This is a genomic window from Pseudomonas sp. RIT-PI-q, from assembly GCF_001297125.1.
GTDB lineage: Bacteria > Pseudomonadota > Gammaproteobacteria > Pseudomonadales > Pseudomonadaceae > Aquipseudomonas.
In genome coordinates, this window is record NZ_LHPC01000020.1 from 94,322 (window position 1) to 114,480 (window position 20,159).

General features: G+C 60.5%; 15 protein-coding genes. 14 read left to right on the top strand and 1 reads right to left on the bottom strand.

Going from position 1 to position 20,159, the window contains the following annotated elements; all coding sequences use genetic code 11:
* The first annotated feature begins 21 nt into the window (after positions 1 to 21).
* The 7 genes from AEQ67_RS06715 (at position 22) to AEQ67_RS06745 (ending at position 7,887) form a co-directional block, all read left to right on the top strand.
* Positions 22 to 621, top strand: a complete 600-nt coding sequence (locus tag AEQ67_RS06715) for a helix-turn-helix domain-containing protein (protein WP_059403114.1) — start codon at positions 22 to 24, stop codon at positions 619 to 621.
* A gap of 491 nt (positions 622 to 1,112) precedes the next feature.
* Positions 1,113 to 1,979 (top strand): formyltetrahydrofolate deformylase, encoded by an 867-nt coding sequence (gene purU / locus AEQ67_RS06720; RefSeq protein ID WP_059403115.1) that lies wholly within the window; start codon positions 1,113 to 1,115, stop codon positions 1,977 to 1,979.
* A complete protein-coding gene (folD, locus tag AEQ67_RS06725) occupies positions 1,976 to 2,881 on the top strand; it encodes a bifunctional methylenetetrahydrofolate dehydrogenase/methenyltetrahydrofolate cyclohydrolase FolD (RefSeq protein ID WP_059403116.1) in 906 nt (301 codons plus the stop codon). The genes purU and folD overlap by 4 nt, the downstream gene beginning before the upstream one ends.
* Positions 2,863 to 4,104 (top strand): FAD-dependent oxidoreductase, encoded by a 1,242-nt coding sequence (locus AEQ67_RS06730; protein WP_059403117.1) that lies wholly within the window; start codon positions 2,863 to 2,865, stop codon positions 4,102 to 4,104. The genes folD and AEQ67_RS06730 overlap by 19 nt, the downstream gene beginning before the upstream one ends.
* Before the next feature lie 13 nt (positions 4,105 to 4,117).
* Entirely contained in the window at positions 4,118 to 4,420 is a 303-nt protein-coding gene (locus AEQ67_RS06735; RefSeq protein ID WP_059403118.1) for a sarcosine oxidase subunit delta, read from the top strand.
* On the top strand, positions 4,417 to 7,314 hold the full coding sequence (locus tag AEQ67_RS06740; protein ID WP_059403119.1) for a 2Fe-2S iron-sulfur cluster-binding protein: 2,898 nt from the start codon (positions 4,417 to 4,419) through the stop codon (positions 7,312 to 7,314). The genes AEQ67_RS06735 and AEQ67_RS06740 overlap by 4 nt, the downstream gene beginning before the upstream one ends.
* Positions 7,315 to 7,317: 3 nt before the next feature.
* Positions 7,318 to 7,887: a sarcosine oxidase subunit gamma gene (locus AEQ67_RS06745; RefSeq protein WP_059403120.1), complete on the top strand. Its 570-nt coding sequence runs from the start codon at positions 7,318 to 7,320 to the stop codon at positions 7,885 to 7,887.
* A 173-nt stretch (positions 7,888 to 8,060) separates the two neighbouring features.
* Here AEQ67_RS06745 and AEQ67_RS06750 read toward each other — a convergent pair whose 3' ends face one another.
* Entirely contained in the window at positions 8,061 to 9,737 is a 1,677-nt protein-coding gene (locus AEQ67_RS06750) for an MFS transporter (protein WP_059403121.1), read from the bottom strand.
* A 322-nt stretch (positions 9,738 to 10,059) separates the two neighbouring features.
* Here AEQ67_RS06750 and AEQ67_RS06755 point away from each other — a divergent pair, with 322 nt between their 5' ends.
* From AEQ67_RS06755 to AEQ67_RS06785, 7 genes are all read left to right on the top strand, one after another.
* The gene (locus tag AEQ67_RS06755; RefSeq protein ID WP_059403122.1) at positions 10,060 to 10,836 is read left to right on the top strand and encodes an ABC transporter substrate-binding protein; all 777 of its coding nucleotides are present in this window, start codon (positions 10,060 to 10,062) and stop codon (positions 10,834 to 10,836) included.
* A 56-nt stretch (positions 10,837 to 10,892) separates the two neighbouring features.
* A complete protein-coding gene (locus tag AEQ67_RS06760) occupies positions 10,893 to 11,582 on the top strand; it encodes an ABC transporter permease (protein WP_059403123.1) in 690 nt (229 codons plus the stop codon).
* A gap of 13 nt (positions 11,583 to 11,595) precedes the next feature.
* Positions 11,596 to 12,294 (top strand): ABC transporter permease, encoded by a 699-nt coding sequence (locus AEQ67_RS06765; protein ID WP_059403124.1) that lies wholly within the window; start codon positions 11,596 to 11,598, stop codon positions 12,292 to 12,294.
* 8 nt (positions 12,295 to 12,302) lie between these two features.
* Positions 12,303 to 13,415, top strand: coding sequence for a succinylglutamate desuccinylase/aspartoacylase family protein (locus AEQ67_RS06770; RefSeq protein ID WP_059403125.1), 1,113 nt, complete (start codon positions 12,303 to 12,305; stop codon positions 13,413 to 13,415).
* Positions 13,416 to 13,433: 18 nt separating this feature from the next.
* A complete protein-coding gene (locus tag AEQ67_RS06775; protein WP_059403126.1) occupies positions 13,434 to 14,198 on the top strand; it encodes an ABC transporter ATP-binding protein in 765 nt (254 codons plus the stop codon).
* Positions 14,199 to 14,486: 288 nt separating this feature from the next.
* Positions 14,487 to 15,395, top strand: coding sequence for a MurR/RpiR family transcriptional regulator (locus AEQ67_RS06780; protein ID WP_059403127.1), 909 nt, complete (start codon positions 14,487 to 14,489; stop codon positions 15,393 to 15,395).
* A gap of 289 nt (positions 15,396 to 15,684) precedes the next feature.
* Positions 15,685 to 19,797 (top strand): bifunctional nitrate reductase/sulfite reductase flavoprotein subunit alpha, encoded by a 4,113-nt coding sequence (locus tag AEQ67_RS06785; protein WP_059403128.1) that lies wholly within the window; start codon positions 15,685 to 15,687, stop codon positions 19,795 to 19,797.
* The last annotated feature ends 362 nt before the right edge of the window (positions 19,798 to 20,159 follow it).

Genomic DNA, 20,159 nt, shown 5'->3' on the forward strand with positions numbered 1-20,159 from the left:
AGTGTGCAGGATCTGATGACTATGTCGACCGAAACCGCCCCGCGCCTCAAGCTTGAGCAATACCTGGGATTGCAGATCAAGCGCCAGCGTCAGGCGCAGGATCTGAAACTGTCTGACGTGGCGAAGATCGCCGATATCAGCCAGGGCATGTTGAGCAAGATCGAAAACGCCCAGGTGTCCACCAGCCTCGATACCCTGAGCCGTCTGTGCGATGTGCTGGGCCTGCCGTTGTCGAAGTTGTTCAGCGAATACGATCAGCAGGATGGCAGTGCGTTGTTGGTCAAGGCCGATCAGGGAATGGAAGTGGTGCGCCGCGGTACGGAGAAAGGCCATACGTACCATCTGCTCAATCACACGCGTGGGCCGAAGAAGAGTTTTGAGGCTTACATGGTGAGCATGGATGATGCGAGTGAGGAGTTTCCGACCTTTTCGCACCCTGGCACCGAGTTCCTCCATCTGCTGGAGGGTGAGCTGATTTATCGCCATGGGAATCAGCTGTATCGCATGGAGGCGGGTGACAGTTTGACGTTTGAAGGTGAAATTCCGCATGGGCCGGAAGAGTTGGTACAGGTGCCGATTCGGCTTTTGTCGATCATGAATTATGGGAGTGACAAAGAGTAAAGGCGCCCTGACAGCCAACCAATCTCTCGCAGATGCACCCCAAACAAACTGTAGGAGCTGGCTTGCCAGCGAAGTTCGTTAACGATGACGCGTTTCAGCAGGATAAACGCGGTGCATTTGAGATCTTCGCTGGCAAGCCAGCTCCTACAGTTGATCGGGTTGCCCGGACCAACGCGGTCGAATGTAGGAGCTGGCTTGCCAGCGAAGAACGTTAACGATGACGGTTTTCAACAGGATGAACGCAACATATTTGAGTCCTTCGCGAGCAAGTTCGCTCCTACAGGGAATCGCTAACCCGCCATCCAAAAAATTCCCCCCAGTTAAAAAACTTTCACAAAACCCCTAGACGCCACGCCCCCACTTCCCCTATAAAGTCACCAACAGGAATAATTTATTCCTAACAAGAAAATGCGCTCAAGGAATGAGCCCGCTGTTCGCTGACACTTTTTTCGCTATGCGATGAGCTGCCGCCATCATCCCGAGGACGTGTCATGCAACACGAAAAAAACCATTTCATCATCAAAATCACCTGTCCCGCGGTGTCCGGCATCGTGGCTGCCGTCACCACTTACCTGGCGGACAACGGTTGCTACATCGGGGAGATGGCGCAATTCGATGACGACTTCAGCGGCCGCTTTTTCATGCGCGCAGTCTTCCGTTTCAACGACGGCCACGTCGGCGATCTGCAACAGATCAAGGACGGTTTCGCCGACGTCGCCCAAGCGTTCGACATGTCCTGGGAATTGCACGACACCCGCGAACCGATGCGCGTGTTGCTGATGGTCAGCAAGTTCGACCACTGCCTGACCGACCTGCTCTACCGCTACCACAAGGGCGAGATGGACATGACCATCACCGCCATCGTCTCCAATCACCTCGACCTGCGGCCCATGGCCGAACGCGAAGGCATTCGTTTCATCTATCTACCTGTCACCAAAGACACCAAGGCCCGGCAGGAAGCCGAGCTGATGAAGATCGTCGACGACACCAGCACCGAACTCGTGGTGTTGGCGCGTTACATGCAGATCCTCTCTGATGACCTGTGCAAACAACTCTCGGGGCGGGCGATCAACATTCACCATTCATTCCTGCCCGGTTTCAAGGGCGCCAAGCCTTATCACCAGGCCTACCAGCGTGGCGTGAAACTGATTGGCGCCACCGCCCATTACGTCACCAGCGACCTCGACGAGGGACCGATCATTGAGCAAGAAGTGCAGCGCGTCGATCACGTCTACCTGCCCGACGATCTGGTGGCCACCGGCCGCGACACCGAAACCGTGGCCCTGTCCAAGGCGGTCAAGTACCACCTGGAGCATCGGGTTTTCCTCAACCAGGACAGAACGGTGATCTTCCGGTGAACACGCATAAATTGATCGACGGCAAAGCCACCGCCGCCCGTGTGCTGGTACAGGTCCGCAAGGACGTGGAGCGCCTGCGCGAGCAAGACCTTCAACCGGCGCTGGCGGTGATTCTGGTGGGCAGCGACCCGGCCAGCCAAGTCTACGTGCGCAACAAGATCCTGCGTGCCGAAGAAGTGGGCATTCGCTCGCTGGAACATCGGCTGTCCACGGACACCAGCACGGAACAGTTACTCATTCTGATCGCCCGACTGAATGCCGATCGCTCGATCCACGGCATTCTCCTGCAACTGCCGTTGCCAGCGCACATCGATGAATTGCGCGCATTGGAAGCGATCGCCCCGGACAAGGACGTGGACGGCTTCCACAGTCAGAACGTCGGCGGTCTGAGCCAGGGTCGCAGCGTACTCGCGCCCTGCACGCCCAGCGGCTGCCTGTATTTGCTGGAACAAACCTGCGGCGATCTGCGCGGCAAGCACGCGGTGGTGATCGGCCGTTCGAACATCGTCGGCAAACCCATGGCCGCCCTGCTGCTGCAAGCCGACTGCTCGGTGACTGTGCTGCATTCACGCAGTCTCGATGCGCAGGCCCTGTGCCGCCAGGCAGACATCGTCATCGCCGCCGTCGGCCGTCCACAGCTGATCGACGCCAGTTGGCTCAAGCCCGGTGCGGTGGTGATCGACGTCGGTATCAACCGGATCGAGGACGATGGCCGCAGCCGTCTGGTAGGCGATGTCGACTTTGACAGCGCCCTGACCCAAGTCGCGGCGATCACCCCGGTCCCCGGTGGAGTCGGCCCGATGACCATCGCCTTCCTGATGAAAAACACCGTGACCGCGGCCCTTGCGCAACACCAGGCCCAACGCAGCCAATCGGAGGCCGTATGCCATTCAATCTATTGAAATACGGGCTGAGTTCGGAGTACCCGGTGGAAGTGGATTTGCCACCGCCGAAGGAACTCAAATCGAGCTATGACGTGGTGATCATCGGTGCCGGCGGCCATGGTCTAGCGACGGCTTACTACTTGGCCAAGTACCACGGCATCACCAACATCGCGGTGCTGGAGAAGTCCTATCTGGGCGGCGGCAATACCGCACGCAACACCGCGGTGATCCGCTCCAACTACCTGACCAGCGAAGGCGTGCGTTTCTATGCCGAGTCGGTGCGGATGTTCCAGTCGCTGTCCAACGAATTCGATTTCAACATCATGTACTCCGAACGCGGCCAACTGACCCTGGCCCACACCGATGCCACCGTGCGTTCGTTCCGCCAGCGCGCCGAGGTCAACAAACACTTCGGCGGGCGCACCGAGATGATCGACCGCCAGCAGATTCGCGAGCTGGTGCCCAGCCTCAATCTCGATCCCGGCCACTTGCCGGTGCTCGCAGGGCTTTGGCACATCGACGGCGCCACCGCGCGCCACGACGCCGTGGCCTGGGGCTACGCCAAACAGGCGGCTAAACGCGGTGTGGAAATCCATCAGCTCACCGAAGTCCAGGACCTGATCATCGAAAACGGCGCCATCACTGCGGTGAAAACCAATCGCGGCACCATCAAGTGCGGCTGTGCGGTGCAGGCGATTGCCGGGCACAGTTCCTTGCTGATGGCCAAGGCCGGGATCCGTTCGCCGATCCAGACCTTCCCGCTGCAAGCGATGGTCACCCAGCCGTTCAAGCCGTTTCTTGATCCGCTGGTGAGTTCCTCCGCCCTGCACTGCTACGTGCAGCAAACCAGCCGTGGCGAAGTGGTATTCGGTGGCGGTTCCGACCCGTATCCGCTGTTCAACACACGCTCGACGCTGGACCTCAAGGAAAGCCTGCTGGCGCACGCCATCGAGATGTTCCCGTTCCTGGCCAACGCCAAGTTGATGCGCCAATGGGCCGGCATCACCGACATGACCCCGGACTACAGCCCGATCATGGGCCTGTCGCCGGTGAAGAATTATTACCTCGACGCCGGCTGGGGCACCTGGGGCTTCAAGGCCACGCCGATCTGCGGCAAGACCATGGCCGAACTGGTGGCCAGCGGCGGCAAGGTGCCGGAGCTGATCAAGCCGTTCAGCCTGGAGCGTTTCTCGACCTTCCAGCAAGTCAACGAAATGGGCGCCACAGCGGCCAGCCACTGACGGAGAGCAGACGATGAAAATCATGATTTGCCCGCTCAACGGGCCGCGCAATATCAGCGAGTTCACCTATGGCGGTGAATTCAAACCCATGCCCGACCCGCTGACGTGCAGTGACGGTGAATGGGCCGATTACGTGTTCAACACCGACAACCTCGCCGGCGTCGTACGTGAGTGGTGGATGCATACGCCTTCCAGCTACTGGTTTCTCGCGGAGCGGCACACCGTCACCGACGAAATCCTCCGAACCTTCGATCCCAAAGAGCTCTTCAACACCCGTGTCGAATTCAAAGCCGCCGCCAAGGAGATCGCAGGATGAACCGCCTACCCGCCCCCATGGGCCTGTTGATCGATCGTGATCAGCCGCTGGATTTCAGTTTTGACGGCGACCGTTATCAAGGCTTGCAAGGCGACAGCATCGCCAGCGCCCTGTTGGCTAACGGACGTTTCCTGATCTCCCGTTCGTTCAAATACCATCGCCCGCGCGGCCCGCTGACCATGGCTGGCCAGGACGCCAACAGCCTGGTGCAGTTGCCTGAAGAACCCAATGTGCTGGCCGATGCTCACGCGCTGTCCGCCGGTTTGCAGGTGACCGCGCAAAACGTCAACGGCTCTCTGGACAACGACCGCGATGCCTACCTCGGCAAGTTCTCCAAATTCATGCCGGTGGGTTTCTATTACCGCTCTTTCTACAAGCCAAAAGGCATGTGGAAAGTCTGGGAGCCGATCATTCGCAAAAAGGCCGGCCTCGGTGTGCTCGACCTGACCTTCAAGCCCGAGTATTACGACAAGGCTTACCTGTTTACCGACCTGGCGGTGATCGGCGCCGGACCTGCCGGGCTGCACGCCGCGCTGACAGCGGCCAACGCGGGGGCAAAAGTTTTGCTCATTGAACAGCAGCCGATTCTTGGTGGTTCGCTGACCTATGCACGGTTCGACATCGAAGGTAAAAGAGCTGAATCCCTGCGCCGCGAACTGCTCACGGCGGTGCAACAACACGCCAATATTCAGGTGCTGACCCAAGCCACCTGCAACGCCTGGTTTACCGACAATTACCTGCCAGTGATCCAGGGCAAACGTATGTATAAAGTGCGCGCTCGCCAGTGCCTGGTGTGCAGCGGGTCCTTCGATCAGCCGGTGATCTTTCGCAACAACGACTTGCCCGGCGTGATGCTCACCAGCGCCGCGCAACGCTTGATGAAACTGTATGCGGTCAAACCCGGCAAACGCGCGGTGGTGCTGACCGGCAACGATGACGGTTACCTCGCGGCGCTCGATTTGCATGATCAAGGTGTGGAAGTGGCGGCAGTGGTGGACCTGCGCCATGCGCCGGCAAACACCTCGCTGTTCGGAGCGTTGGCGCAACGCAAGATCCGCTGCCTGAACAACAGCACGGTGTACGAAGCCCTGCACGAAAAAGGGATGCGTCATGTCACTGGCGTCGACATCCGCAAAATCACCGCGCAAGGTCAGGTCGCCGAGAGCGGGCTAATCCTGGACTGCGACTTGCTGTGCATGTCCGCCGGTTACATGCCGGTCTATCAACTGCTATGCCAGGCCGGCGGCAAACTGGCCTACGATGACCAACGCGCCGAGTTCACCCTCAGCGGCCTGCCAAACACCCTCGCGGTCGCAGGCTCGGTCAATGGCCGCCATGGACTGGACAACGTTATCGCCGATGGCGTCAACGCCGGTGCCGATGCGGCGCTCGCCCTGGGCCTTGCGGTTGACACCCAGCGTGCATCTTTCGCCGCAGAAGCCCGGGTCAACTTCAACTGGCCGATCTTCCCTCACCCCAAGGGCAAGGACTTCGTCGATTTCGACGAGGACCTGCAAGTGGCGGATATCGTCAACGCCACCCGGATCGGTTATCGCGACGTGCAACTGGTCAAACGCTACTCCACCGTCGGCATGGGCCCGTCCCAGGGCCGTCACTCGGCGTTACCAACCGCACGCCTGGTGGCCTGGGCGACCCAACGCAACATCAGCGAAACCGGGGTGACCACGGCACGACCGCCCTTCGTCGCGGAGAAACTGGCACACGTCGCCGGCCGTGCCTTCGACCCCTACCGACAAACGCCGATGCACGCTCGCCACCTGCAAGCCGGGGCGAAGATGATGCCCGCCGGCATCTGGCAGCGCCCGGCCTATTACGGCAGCGCCAAGGACCGCGAGGCCTGCATGCAAGCCGAAGCCCTGCACGTGCGCAACAAGGTCGGCCTCATCGACGTCTCGACCCTCGGCGGCCTGGACGTGCGCGGCCCGGACGCCGCCGAACTGCTTAACCGGATGTACACCTTTGCCTTCCTCAAACAGCCGATCGGCCGTTCGCGTTATGCGTTGATGACCAATGAGCACGGGGTAGTGATCGACGATGGCGTCTGCGCGCGGTTTGCCGAAAACCACTTCTACGTCACGGCCACCACCAGCGGCGTCGACCGGATCTATCAGCAGATGCTCAAGTGGAATGCACAGTGGCGCCTGGACGTGGACGTCGCCAACGTCACCGCGGCCATCTGCGCGGTCAACGTCGCCGGGCCGGACTCGCGCAAAGTGCTTGAGAAAGTCTGTAGCGATCTGGACCTGAGCGCTGAAGCCTTCCCTTATCTGGGCGTGCGTCAGGGCACGGTCGCCGGGATCAAGGCACGCTTGCTGCGGGTCGGTTTTGTCGGCGAACTGGGGTATGAAATCCACGTTCCTGCACGGCACGGGTTGGCACTGTGGGATGCGCTGATGGAGGCCGGCAAGGCACACGACATTCGCCCTTTCGGTGTCGAAACCCAGCGCCTGTTGCGCCTGGAAAAAGGCCACGTGATCATCAGCCAGGACACCGACGGCATGACTCACCCGGCAGAAATCGACATGGGTTGGGCGGTCAGTCGCACCAAGCCGTTCTTCGTCGGCCGCCGTTCGGTGGACATCCTCGAAGCCCAACCGCTGAAACGCAAACTGGTGGGGTTCGCCCTGCCCAAGGGCAGCCTGCAACCGCTTGAAGGCCACCTGGTGCTCAACGGCCCCGACATCAGCGGCAGCGTCACCTCCTGCGAGTATTCCGCCACCCTGGGGAAAATCATCGGCCTGGCCTACGCCGACATCGACCAGAGCCAACCCGGCCAGCGCATTCCGATCCGTGTCGAAGGCGGCATTCTGCTCCAGGCCGAAGTGGTGAAGCTGCCCTTCTTCGATCCCGATAACCAACGGCAGGAGCTTTAAGCCATGACCAGCCTGAGAGAACAACACAGCGTCGGGCAGCACGCGCTCGCGCCATTGCCGAGCTGCACCCTGACCGATCTGACTGACCTGCCTCGGGTCGGTTTTCGTGGCGCGCACAGCGCCACGTACCTGCAAGGCCGCGATTTTGTCCTGCCGGACACCCCCAATCGCGCCATCATCCAGGCCGATGGCAGCCAAGTGGCGCGCCTGTCCCAGACCGAGTATCTGCTGCTGGGCAGTCCCTCGGACCTGGGCCAGCGCATCGCCGACGAAGAAGCCCGTTGGGAGCTGGATCATCAGGCCAATTACCTGCTGCCGCGCCAGGACAGCCATGCCTGTTTTCAACTGAGCGGCGAACCCCTGGCCGAGGTCATGGCCAAGCTCTGCGGCGTCGACTTGAGCCCACTGGCGTTCGGCCCCGGTGCAGTGGCGCAAACCTCGGCGGCACGCATCAATGTGATCGTGATCAACTCCAGCACCGCGCAACAGCCGGGTTTTCACATCCTTTGTGATCGGGCGTCGAAAACCTATTTTCGTGAGGCACTACTGGATGCGATGCAAGAGTTTGGTTGAGCCATAACACGATCCCTGTAGCCGCTGGCGAAGCCTGCGTCCGGCTGCGCAGCAGTCGTAAAATTAGACACCGCGGTGCATCAGACTCACCGTGCACTCAGGGTTTACGACTGCTGCGCAGCCGGACGCAGGCTTCGCCAGCGGCTACAGGATCGGTGTTGCTGCCAAGTCATTTACGTGTGATGAATTTCCCGATCCTTGGTTTCCGGCAGGAAGAACGTACCCAGAATGGCCGTCATCACGGCGATGACGATCGGATACCACAACCCGTAATAAATATCCCCGGTGGCCGCGACCATGGCGAACGCCACCGTCGGCAGGAAGCCGCCGAACCAGCCATTGCCGATGTGGTACGGCAGCGACATCGAGGTGTAGCGGATGCGTGCGGGGAACAGTTCCACCAGCCACGCGGCAATCGGGCCATAGACCATGGTCACGTAGATCACCAGGATGGTCAGGAACAACAGCACCATTGGGTAATTGGTTTTAGCGGGGTCGGCCTTCTCAGGGTAACCGGCTTCCTTGAGCCCGGCGCCGAGGGTGGCGGCGAAGGCATCGTTGCGCGTCTTGAAGTCGGCGGCCGGCATGCCGGTGCCCTCGAAACTCGGGATCACCTTGTCGCCGATGCGCACCTGCGCGACGGTGCCCGGTTCAGCCTTCACGTTTTTGTAGGGGATGGCTCTTTTCGCCAGCACGGTTTTCGCGAGGTCGCAGGAACTGGTGAATTTGGCCTTGCCCACCGGGTCGAACTGGAACGAACACTGATCAGGATCGGCGATCACTGTGACCGGGTTCTTCTCCTGCGCGATGAACACGTCAGGGTTACCGTATTGGGTCAACGCATGGAAGATCGGGAAGTAGGTCACCGCCGCGAGAATACAGCCGGCCATGATGATGCCCTTGCGGCCAATGCGGTCGGACAGGCTGCCGAAGATGACGAAGAACGGCGTACCGATCAGCAGGGAGCCGGCAATCAACAGGTTGGCGGTCTGCGGGTCGATCTTCAGCGTTTGCAGCAGGAAAAACAGCGCATAGAACTGCCCGGTGTACCAGACCACGGCCTGGCCGGCGGTGCCGCCGAGCAGGGCCATGATCACAATTTTCAGGTTGTCCCAGCGGGCGAAGGATTCGGTCAATGGCGCCTTGGAGGATTTGCCTTCGGCCTTCATTTTCAGGAACACCGGCGACTCGCTGAGTTGCAGGCGGATGTACACCGACACGATCAGCAGCAGGATCGACAGCAGGAACGGAATCCGCCAGCCCCAGGCTTCGAAGGCCTCAGTGCCCAGGACCGTGCGGCAGGCGAGGATCACCAGCAGCGAGAGAAACAGGCCGAGGGTCGCGGTGGTTTGAATCCACGACGTGAAGTAGCCGCGCTTGCCTTTCGGCGCATGCTCGGCCACGTAAGTCGCCGCCCCGCCGTACTCGCCGCCCAGGGCCAGGCCTTGCAACAGCCGCAGGGTGATCAGGATGACCGGTGCTGCCACGCCGATGGTCGCGTAACCGGGCAGGAAGCCCACCACGGCCGTGGAGATACCCATGATCACAATGGTGATGAGAAAGGTGTGCTTGCGCCCGATCATGTCACCCAGCCGGCCGAACACAATGGCGCCGAAAGGCCTTACGGCAAAGCCCGCGGCGAACGCCAGCAGCGCGAAGATGAACGACGTTGTCTCGTTGACCCCGGCGAAGAAGTGCTTGGCGATGATCGCCGCAAGGGAGCCGTAAAGGTAGAAGTCGTACCACTCGAACACAGTGCCCAAAGACGAGGCGAAAATGACCTTGCGCTCCTCCTTGGTGATCCCGTGGTGGGGCGCGCTGCCCGTGGTTGTGCTGTCGATTGTGGCCATGAGTCTTCTCCGTCGTGCTCTTGTTGTAGGCCGGAGTACCTCACCCGCTTTGCCGCACCCAGGCCCTTGGGCTGATGTCACCGGATCGCGGATTGCGCGAAGAATGGGAACAGGCTGCCCGCCTCGCATCGCCGCAAGTTGCCTAGAAGCATAATCACCTTCGCGCAGATATCCACTCGCCCTCCCGCTAAACCCCGGGCTGACCCGTTGTCCGGGTTTTCTCGCAGCTCGTTTTGATATCTTTTTTTTCACCGTGTTGATTTCTGAAATAATACGTGTCATTTATAGCCACACAAAAACACGCCCCCAGGGAGTCAACAATATGAACAAGACAGAACTTCTAGGTGCTCTGGCACTGTGCGCCGCAAGTTTGCTGGCCCACGCTGACGAAGACAGCCTGCGTATCGGTATCGAAGCCGCCTACCCGCCCTTCTCCTTCAAGACGCCGGAGGGCAACGTCAGCGGTTTCGATTACGACATCGGCAACGCCCTGTGCGAAGAGATGAAGGTGAAATGTGAGTGGGTCATCCAGGAATTCGACGGCATGATCCCCTCGCTGAAAGTGCGCAAGATCGATGCGGTGCTGTCGTCGATGTCGATCACCGAAGACCGGATGAAGTCGGTCGACTTCAGCAAAAAGTATTACCACACCCCCGGCAAGTTCGCGATGAAGGCTGGCAACGTGATCAACGACCCTACGGTTGATCTCAAAGGCAAGAAAGTCGGCGTGCAACGCTCCTCGACCTACGACCGTTTCGCCACCGAGCAGCTTGAAAAAGCCGGGGTCATGGTGGTGCGTTACGGCTCACAAAATGAGGCCTTCCTCGACCTGGCCTCGGGTCGCCTGGACGCCACACTCGCCGACATCGTCAACACCGATGAAAGCTTTATCAAAACCCCGGCAGGCAACGGTTTCGCCTTGGTCGGGCCAGACATCAACGACCCGAAATACTTCGGCCGTGGCGCCGGGATCGCGGTGCGTAAAGGCGACAGCGTGAACGTTGCGCGCCTGAGTGCCGCGATTGACGCGATCCGTGCCAATGGCAAGTACCAGCAAGTGATGGGCAAGTATTTCGCCTTCGATATCTACGGCGAATAAACGCCTGCCTGCCCCCTGGCGCCGCCCGTTGCGGCGCTCGATTGAGGAACTTCATCATGCTTCACGGCTACGGATCGAGCATTCTCGATGGCGCCTGGCTGACCATTAACCTCGCCCTGACCTCCATGGCCATGGCGATTGCCCTCGGTCTGATCGGCGCAGCCTTTCGCTTGTCGCCGCTCAAATGGCTGGCCATGCTCGGCGAAGGCTACACCACGCTGATTCGCGGTATTCCTGACCTGGTGTTGATCCTGCTGATCTTCTACGGCGGCCAGGATCTGGTGAACCGCATTGCCTTGGCACTCGGTTACACCCGCTACATCGACATCAATCCCTTCATCGCTGGCGTCTGCACCATGGGCTTCATTTTTGGCGCCTATCTCTCGGAGACTTTTCGCGGCGCCTTCATGGCAATCCCGAAAGGTCAGGCCGAGGCCGGTGCGGCGTATGGCATGAGTGGCACGCAGGTGTTCTGGCGAATTCTGGTGCCGCAGATGATTCGATTTGCCATTCCAGGCTTCACCAACAACTGGCTGGTGCTGACCAAATCCACCGCGCTGATCTCGGTGATCGGCTTGCAGGACATGATGTTCAAAGCCAAGAACGCAGCGGACGCGACCCATGAGCCGTTCACGTTTTTCCTTGCGGTGGCGGCGCTCTATCTGATGCTGACCAGCCTGTCATTGCTGGTGCTGCGCTATCTGGAAAAACACTACTCGGTCGGCATCAAAGCCGCCGAACTGTGAGGGGGAGCCACCCATGATTCTCGACTACAACCTGATCTGGGAAAACCTGCCGCTGTACTTTAATGGCGCCTTGTTGACCCTCAAAGTCCTGCTGATTTCCCTGGCGTTTGGCCTCGTGCTGGCGATCCCGTTAGCCCTGATGCGCGTGTCGCGGTCACCGCTGATCAACTTCCCGGCCTGGCTCTACACCTACGTGATTCGCGGCACGCCGATGCTGGTGCAATTGTTCCTGATCTACTACGGCCTGGCGCAGTTCGCGGCGGTGCGGGAAAGCGTGCTCTGGCCATACCTCTCCAGCGCCACCTTTTGCGCCTGCCTGGCCTTTGCGATCAACACCAGTGCCTACAGCGCAGAACTGCTGGCCGGCAGTTTGAAGGCCACCGCCCACGGTGAGATCGAAGCGGCCAGGGCCATGGGCATGTCGCGCTTCACCCTGTACCGGCGGATTCTCTTGCCCTCGGCGTTGCGCCGGGCACTGCCGCAGTACAGCAACGAAGTATTGATGATGCTGCAAACCACCAGCCTGGCGTCGATCGTCACGCTGGTGGACATCACCGGCGCCGCGCGTACGGTCAGTGCGCGGTTCTATCTGCCGTTCGAGGCGTTCATCACCGCCGGCCTCATCTACCTGGCCCTGACCTTCATCCTGGTGCGTCTGTTCAAGCTGGCCGAGCGCCGCTGGCTGGCGTACCTGGCACCGCGCAAGCACTAAGGAATTTTATGAAGCACATTCAATACCTCTTGCCGTGGAGTGCCTCGGGCACTGAACGACACCTGTCGCTGTTTCGTTTTGGTAGCGGGCCGCGCAAGGCTTACATCCAGGCCTCCTTGCATGCCGATGAACTGCCGGGGATGCGCGTTGCCGTCGAACTCAAGCGGCGCCTGCGCGAACTGGAAGAACAAGGTCGCCTGACCGGGGTGATCGAGCTGGTGCCGATGGCCAATCCGATCGGCATCGGGCAGATGTTCCAGGCCACCCATCAGGGCCGTTTCGAATTCTCCAGCGGCAAGAATTTCAATCGCGACTTCCCGGAGTTGGCCGACGCCGTGGCACCGTTGCTGGAAGGACAGCTGGGCGACGATGCCGACGCCAACATCGCGCTGATCCGCCATGCCATGCGCGAATCCCTCAAGGACATGCCGGCACCGACATCCGAACTCGACGGCTTGCGTTGCTTGTTGATGCAGCACGCTTGCGACGCCGATGTGGTGCTGGACCTGCACTGCGACTTCGAGTCGATCATGCTGCTTTACAGCATGCCGCAAAACTGGCCGCGCCTGCGTTCACTGGCCGCTCGCCTGGACGCGGGTGTTGCCCTATTGGCCGAGGCCGCGGGCGGTAACGCATTCGATGAAGCTTGCGCGATACCGTGGTTGCAGCTCGCCGAGCGTTTCCCGCAGGCCAACATTCCGCTGGCCTGTGTGGCGACCACCATTGAACTGCGCGGCATGGCTGACACCGAGCGCGAGCCATGCATCGACAGCGCAGAAGCGATTCTCGGCTATCTCGCCGAGCAGGGCTTGATCAGCGGTGACTGGCCTGCCGCGCCGGAATCAGGCTGCGAAGCAACGCCCTTTGCCGGTGCCCAGTACGCCTACGCACCGCACCCTGGCGTGGTGAGTTTTCTGCAACCGCTGGGCGCGAGGGTCAAGGTTGGCGACCCGCTGTTCGAAGTGCTTGACCCGCTGACCGATCGCCACAGTGTGGTGTGCGCCAGCACCGACGGCATCCTTTATGCCCGCGAACGCCTGCGTTTTGCCCAGCCCGGTTTGTGGTTGGCCAAAGTGGCCGGCAGTACCCCGATTCGCCAAGGCCGCTTGCTCAGCGACTGATTCCAGAGAGTTGAAATTATGTACAAACTTGAAATTCAGGACCTGCACAAAAGCTACGGCAGCCACGAAGTGCTCAAAGGCGTATCGCTGGAAGCGAAGGCCGGTGACGTGATCAGCATCATCGGCTCCAGCGGCTCTGGCAAAAGCACCTTTCTGCGCTGCATCAACCTGCTGGAACAGCCCAACGCAGGCAACATTGTGCTCAACGGTGAACCACTGAAACTGGTGAGCAACAAGCTCGGCGGGCTCAAGGCGGCCGAACCCAAGCAGTTGCAACGCATGCGGTCGCGACTGTCGATGGTGTTTCAGCATTTCAATTTGTGGTCGCACATGAGTGCGCTGGAAAACGTCATGGAAGCGCCGGTGCATGTGCTGGGCATGGACAAGAAAGAGGCCAGGGAAAAGGCCGAGCACTACTTGAACAAGGTCGGTGTGGCGCATCGCAAGGATGCGTTTCCGGCCCATATGTCGGGTGGTGAGCAGCAGCGTGTGGCGATTGCCCGGGCACTGGCGATGGAGCCTGAGGTGATGCTGTTCGATGAGCCGACCTCGGCGCTCGACCCGGAGCTGGTCGGTGAAGTGCTCAAAGTCATGCAGGACCTGGCACTTGAGGGCCGCACCATGGTGGTCGTGACCCACGAAATGGGCTTTGCTCGCGAGGTTTCGAACCAACTGGTGTTTCTGCATAAGGGCTTGGTCGAAGAACGCGGCGATCCGCGCGAGGTGCTGGTCAACCCGCAGTCCGAGCGTCTTCAACAGTTTCTGGCGGGAAGCCTGAAATAACCCAACCCGCCGCAACACAGACTTTGTAGCAGCTGTCGAGCCTGCGAGGCTGCGTTCGGCTGCGAAGCAGTCGTAAAACCTGAGCGCGAGGTATTCCTGAAGGACCGCATTGCCTGATTTCACGACTGCTTCGCAGCCGAGCGCAGCCTCGCAAGCTCGACAGCTGCTACAGAGCCGAACGCGCCAGCGGCTACAAAGTTTGCGTTGCGGCTGAAATTGCTTAACCGAAGGGCGGCTTCGGATACACTCCCGCCAGCGTTATTAACCTCAGGAATAGTTGAGCCGCATATGCCGACCCCCTCGAAAAACACCACGGTCTATGCCGCACCGGTGATGCGCAAACTGGCGGAGATCGTGACCGAATTGCCGCCGTCGCTGCGCAAGGTGGCGGACTTTATCCTGCGTCACCCGCTGCGAGCCGCGACGCTGACCATTGAAGAAATGGCTCACGAAACCTCGACCTCACCCGCCGCCGTCAACCGCCTGGCCAAGGCCTTGAACCTGGGTGGCTACACCGGCATGAAATCCGAGCTGGTCGCGACCTTGCAGCAGATGGTCTCGCCGGTCGACAAGCTGCGCAACGAACTGGCCCATCGCCCCGGCGGTGCGTCTGGCCTGCATGAACAAATCCAGAGCGCCACCAGCAACCTCGCTACCGCAGCAACCAACAACCACGAAGACACCTTCGAAGCGTTCGTTACGCGCCTGACCACCGCGCGCAAAATCTACATCCTCGGCTTCGGCAACAGCGTCTACTTCGCCGGCCTCGCCGCCTCGACCCTGATGCCCTTCTGCGCCGACGCCACCGCCATCAGCATGGAGGGCGGCAACGAAAACGCCGCTTATCGCCTGGCCGCGATCACCGACCAGGACGTGTTGCTGGCGATCTCCCTGCCGCGTTATTCCCTCGACACCCTGCAGCTCGCCCGCTTCGCCAACGAGCGCGGCGCCTCGGTGCTGGCCATCACCGATTCACCCGCCTCACCGCTCACCAGCATCGCTGAACACACGCTGTTCGCCCCCGCCGACCACCCGGTCATGACCAGTTCCAACATCGCCGTGCTCGCCTTGATCGAAGGTTTGGTTGCAGGCGTGATGGCGCGCAACAAGGAAGCCGTGAAGCTGGCGACCGAACTGACCGAAAGCGTGATGGCTTATCTGCACATACCGACCAGCAGTAAATCGTCGAAAAAGTGAGGTCGCGTTCATTGAGCGCGCTCGCCTTGGACTGGTGCACGGGGCTGCCAATCGCTATATAAAAGTGCAAGCAACCCCGCAATCCCCAACCGCTACCCGCCTGAAAACCCCGACACAGCCGGGCCCGGAGTATTCTGGCCCGCTGTTTGCAATCACCTGACACGCAGTCAACGCTGATTGCATTTATACGACAAAGGCGCCGTGTAACCCCCGTTTTCTACGGAGGGTCACATGGCGCCTTTTTTGTTTCTGGACCGGTCAGCTGCTGGCTGAGATTCGAGGGGCGAGGATGGCGAACCAAACCGTGCGCAGCGTGTGCCCTTATTGTGGTGTGGGCTGCGGTATCGTCATGCAGGTTGAAAACAACCGGGTGATCAAGGTCACCGGAGACAAGACCCATCCGACCAACTTCGGTCGACTCTGCACCAAAGGCACTACCTGCGGCCAGGCCATCGCCGAGTCGGGCCGGATGGAAACCGCTTCCCTGCGCCAGGCGCGCAATCGAGGCCCGTCGCGCATCGCCATGGGCCAGGCGATCAGTGAAGCCGCCAGAAGGCTGCGCGAGATCCTCGACGCTCACGGCCCCGACGCCCTGTCGTTCTACGTGTCCGGGCAGATGTCGCTGGAAGCCCAATACCTGGCCAACAAGTTGGCCAAAGGCTTTGTCCGGACCCACAACATCGAGTCCAATTCGCGCCTGTGCATGGCCAGCGCAGGCAGCGGTTACAAGCTCTCGCTGGGTGCCGATGGGCCACCCGGTTCTTATCAGGACTTCGATCACGCGGAGCTGTTCTTCGTCATCGGCGCGAACATGGCCGACTGTCATCCGATTCTGTTCCTGCGCATGATGGATCGGGTCAAGGCCGGGGCGAAGCTGGTCGTGGTCGATCCACGGCGCAGCGCCACGGCGGACAAAGCCAACCTGTTTATGCCGATCAAACCCGGCACCGATCTGGCACTGCTCAATGGCTTGCTGCACTTGCTGGTGAAAAACGGCCACACCGACCCGGACTTCATTGCCTCCTTCACCGAAGGCTGGGAAGCGATGCCCGACTTTCTTGAGGACTATTCACCGGAGAACGTCGCAGCCATCACCGGCATTCCCGAGGCGGACATTCGCCAGGCTGCTGAATGGATCGGCGAGGCCGCCGAGTGGATGAGTTGCTGGACCATGGGCCTGAATCAAAGCACCCACGGCACCTGGAACACCAATGCCCTGTGCAACCTGCACCTGGCCACCGGCGCTATTTGCCGGCCAGGCAGCGGGCCGTTTTCCCTGACCGGGCAACCGAATGCCATGGGCGGACGCGAAATGGGTTACATGGGGCCGGGCCTGCCGGGCCAACGTTCAGTGCTGGTCGAAGCTGATCGGCTGTTCATCGAGGACTTGTGGAGCATCCCGCACGATAGCCTGCCTCGCGACGTCGGCGCAGGCACCGTGGCGATGTTCGAACAGATGTGCGCCGGCCAGATAAAAGCCTGCTGGATCATCTGCACCAACCCGGTCGCCAGCGTCCCCAACCGCCAGAAAGTGATTGAAGGATTGCAGACCGCCGAACTGGTCATCACCCAGGACGCGTTCCTCGACACCGAGACCAATCGCTACGCCGACATCCTCCTGCCGGGTGCGCTCTGGGCCGAAGCCGAAGGGGTGATGATCAACTCCGAGCGCAACCTGACGCTGATGCAAAAGGCCGTGGAGCCACCCGGTGAGACGTTGCCCGACTGGCAGATCATCGCCAGGGTCGCCTGCGAAATGGGCTTCGCACAGGCATTCACCTACGCCTCTTCTGCAGAGGTGTTTGAAGAGATCAAACGCGCCTGGAACCCCAAGACCGGCTATGACATTCGCGGTGCAAGTTATGCGCGCCTGCGCGAAAAACCGTTGCAATGGCCCTGCGCCTCGGATGACGCCGAGGCTCGTAATCCGATCCGCTACCTGAACAATGGTGTGAGCCAGACGCTCAAGGTCGGGGCCGATGGCAGCCAGCCGGCCATCGTGTTTGCCACCGAGCGCGGCAAGGGCATATTCCTCGCCCGCCCGCACATGCCGCCAGCGGAAATGCCGGACGAGGTATTCCCCTTCGTCCTCAACACCGGCCGTTTGCAGCACCAATGGCACACCCTGACCAAGACCGGCAAGGTCGCGACCTTGAACAAGCTCAATCCGGGGCCGTTCGTTGAGATTCATCCGGAAGACGCCGCCAGCTTCGGCATTAAGGACAAGGATCACGTCGAGATCCGCTCGCTGCGTGGGCGCGCCGTGTTACCGGCCGTGGTGACCGACCGGGTGCGTCAGGGCAATTGTTTTGCGCCGTTTCACTGGAACGATGTGTTTGGCGAAAACCTGGCGATCAATGCCGTCACCCACGATGCCGTCGACCCGATTTCGCTACAGCCTGAATTCAAATTCTGCGCGGTCGCGCTGCAGCGGGTTGAATTGATCGAGCATGCCTTTCTCGACGTACCTGTGCCTACCGCTGTCGACCTCCCCCCTTCTTCGCCTTCACCAGAGGAACTTCCCATGTCGTGCATCGAGGCATTCGCCGATCTCGCCGGCATCAGCAGTCTGCCGCCCCCGCCATTGAACGAGAACGAGCGCACCTACCTCGCCGGTTTTCTCAGTGGCCTGCAATCCACGGCGGGTCGCCAGGCCGCTGGCGTGCCTGCGCTGCCGCCGAACGCGCCGCTGGCCGACGGCACACGGTTGTGGCTTGACGGTGTGTTGGGCGGGTTGTTCAGCCGGGTCGAGTCGGGTACTCCACGACTCGGCAGCAGCGTTGAATCTTCGCCTCTGCCGACAGCACCCGCAGTGACTTTGTTGTGGGCTTCGCAAACAGGGAATGCCGAAGCGTTGGCGGAGCGTTTTGCCTCGCGTTTGCGCGATAGCGGTATCACCGTAGAACTGAGCGCAATGGCCGACTTCCCTGCGAGCAAACTGGCAAGCACCCGCCATCTTGCCCTGATCAGCAGCACCTTCGGCGACGGCGATCCACCGGATAATGGCGAAGGCTTCTGGAGCACCTTGAGCACCACCGAGACACGTCTGGACTCCCTACACTTTGCGGTACTGGCACTGGGCGATCCCAATTACGACCAGTTCTGCCAGCACGGCAAGAAGCTCGACCAGCGTCTACAGGAATTGGGCGCCACCCGGCTGCTGGACCGCGTCGACTGCGATACGGAATTCGAGGAGCGCGCGGACACGTGGCTGGCCCAATTCCAACAAACGCTGACTCCAGCGCTGCCGGTAACGGTCGAGCCCACCCCGAGCGTTGTCGCCAGCCCTATTGCGACACCCGGCAAGGCCAACCCGTTTGCTTCACGGCTGCTGGTCAACCGTCACCTGAACAAGCAAAGCGCCAACAAGGAAACCCGCCAGTTTTCCTTGGCGCTGGCGGACTCCGGACTGAATTACGAGGCTGGCGATGCCTTGGGCGTCTGGCCACGCAACTGCCCGGAGCTGGTGAGTGAGTTGCTCGATCTGACCCGCCTCTGTGCCGACACCACCGTGAACATCGACAAGCTCGGCGAAGTCCCTCTGCACCAGGCACTCACCGAGCACTTTGAAATCGCCCGGCCCAACAACGACACCCTGGCGTTCATCGCCGAACGCAGCAGCAATCCGGCGTTGAAACAGCTGCTGGGCAGTGAACGCAAGGCCCAATTGAAAGACTGGCTGTGGGGTCGGCAACTGGCGGACGTGTTGCAGGAGTTTCCGCTCGACTGCTCGGCCAGCGAGTTGCTCGGCACCCTCAAGCGCCTGCAACCACGACTGTATTCAATTTCCTCCAGCCCCAAGGCGCATCCTGAGGAAGTCCATCTCACCGTTGCCGCCGTGCGTTATGGCAAACGCAAGGGCGTGTCCTCGACCTTTCTTGCCGACCGCGTAGAAAGCGCTGACGTCCCGGTCTTCGTCCAGCCATCGAAACACTTCCGCGCGCCCGCCGATGGCAACCTGCCGATGATCATGATCGGCCCCGGTACGGGCGTGGCGCCGTTTCGGGCGTTTCTGCAAGAACGTCGTGCACGGGGCGACAAGGGCCAGAACTGGCTGTTTTTCGGTGAGCAGCACGCTGCGACCGATTTTTACTATCGTGAAGAATTGCAAGGCATGCAGCGCGATGGCCTGCTCACCCAACTCAGCCTGGCTTTTTCCCGCGATCAGGCGCAGAAAATTTACGTGCAGGATCGAATTCGTGAACAGGGTGCCCAGTTGTGGCGCTGGCTACAGGAAGGTGCGCAGGTGTACATCTGTGGTGATGCCAGCCGCATGGCCAAGGATGTCGACCAGGCCTTGCGCCAGGTTGCGCAAAACCATGGTGGCCTGAGCCCGGAAAGCGCCACTGATTACTGGCGCCAGTTGAGCGAGCAGAAACGCTATTTGCGTGATGTCTACTGACGGCCTGAGGTCTGGCGGCGCTCCCCTGTAGCAGCTGCCGAAGGCTGCGTTCGGCTGCGAAGCAGTCGTAAAACCTGCACATGCGGTTTTCCTGACACACCGCGTCGTCTGACTTCACGACTGCTTCGCAGCCGAACGCAGCCTTCGGCAGCTGCTACATCTATGGTTACCCCCTTTTCTGCAATACTGTTTTTGATGCGTGTTTGGCTTGCTTTCATCTATCCGGCGTCTGAGTGGGGTTATGGCCCCGCGCCTCGATGAGAATCGATGCCTAACGACCCTAATTAGGGTGACGGCCTTTCAGCCGTGTAGCAGCTCAGGGTTGTCGTCAGGCCGGTTGGCCGTTCACGTCATCAGTTATC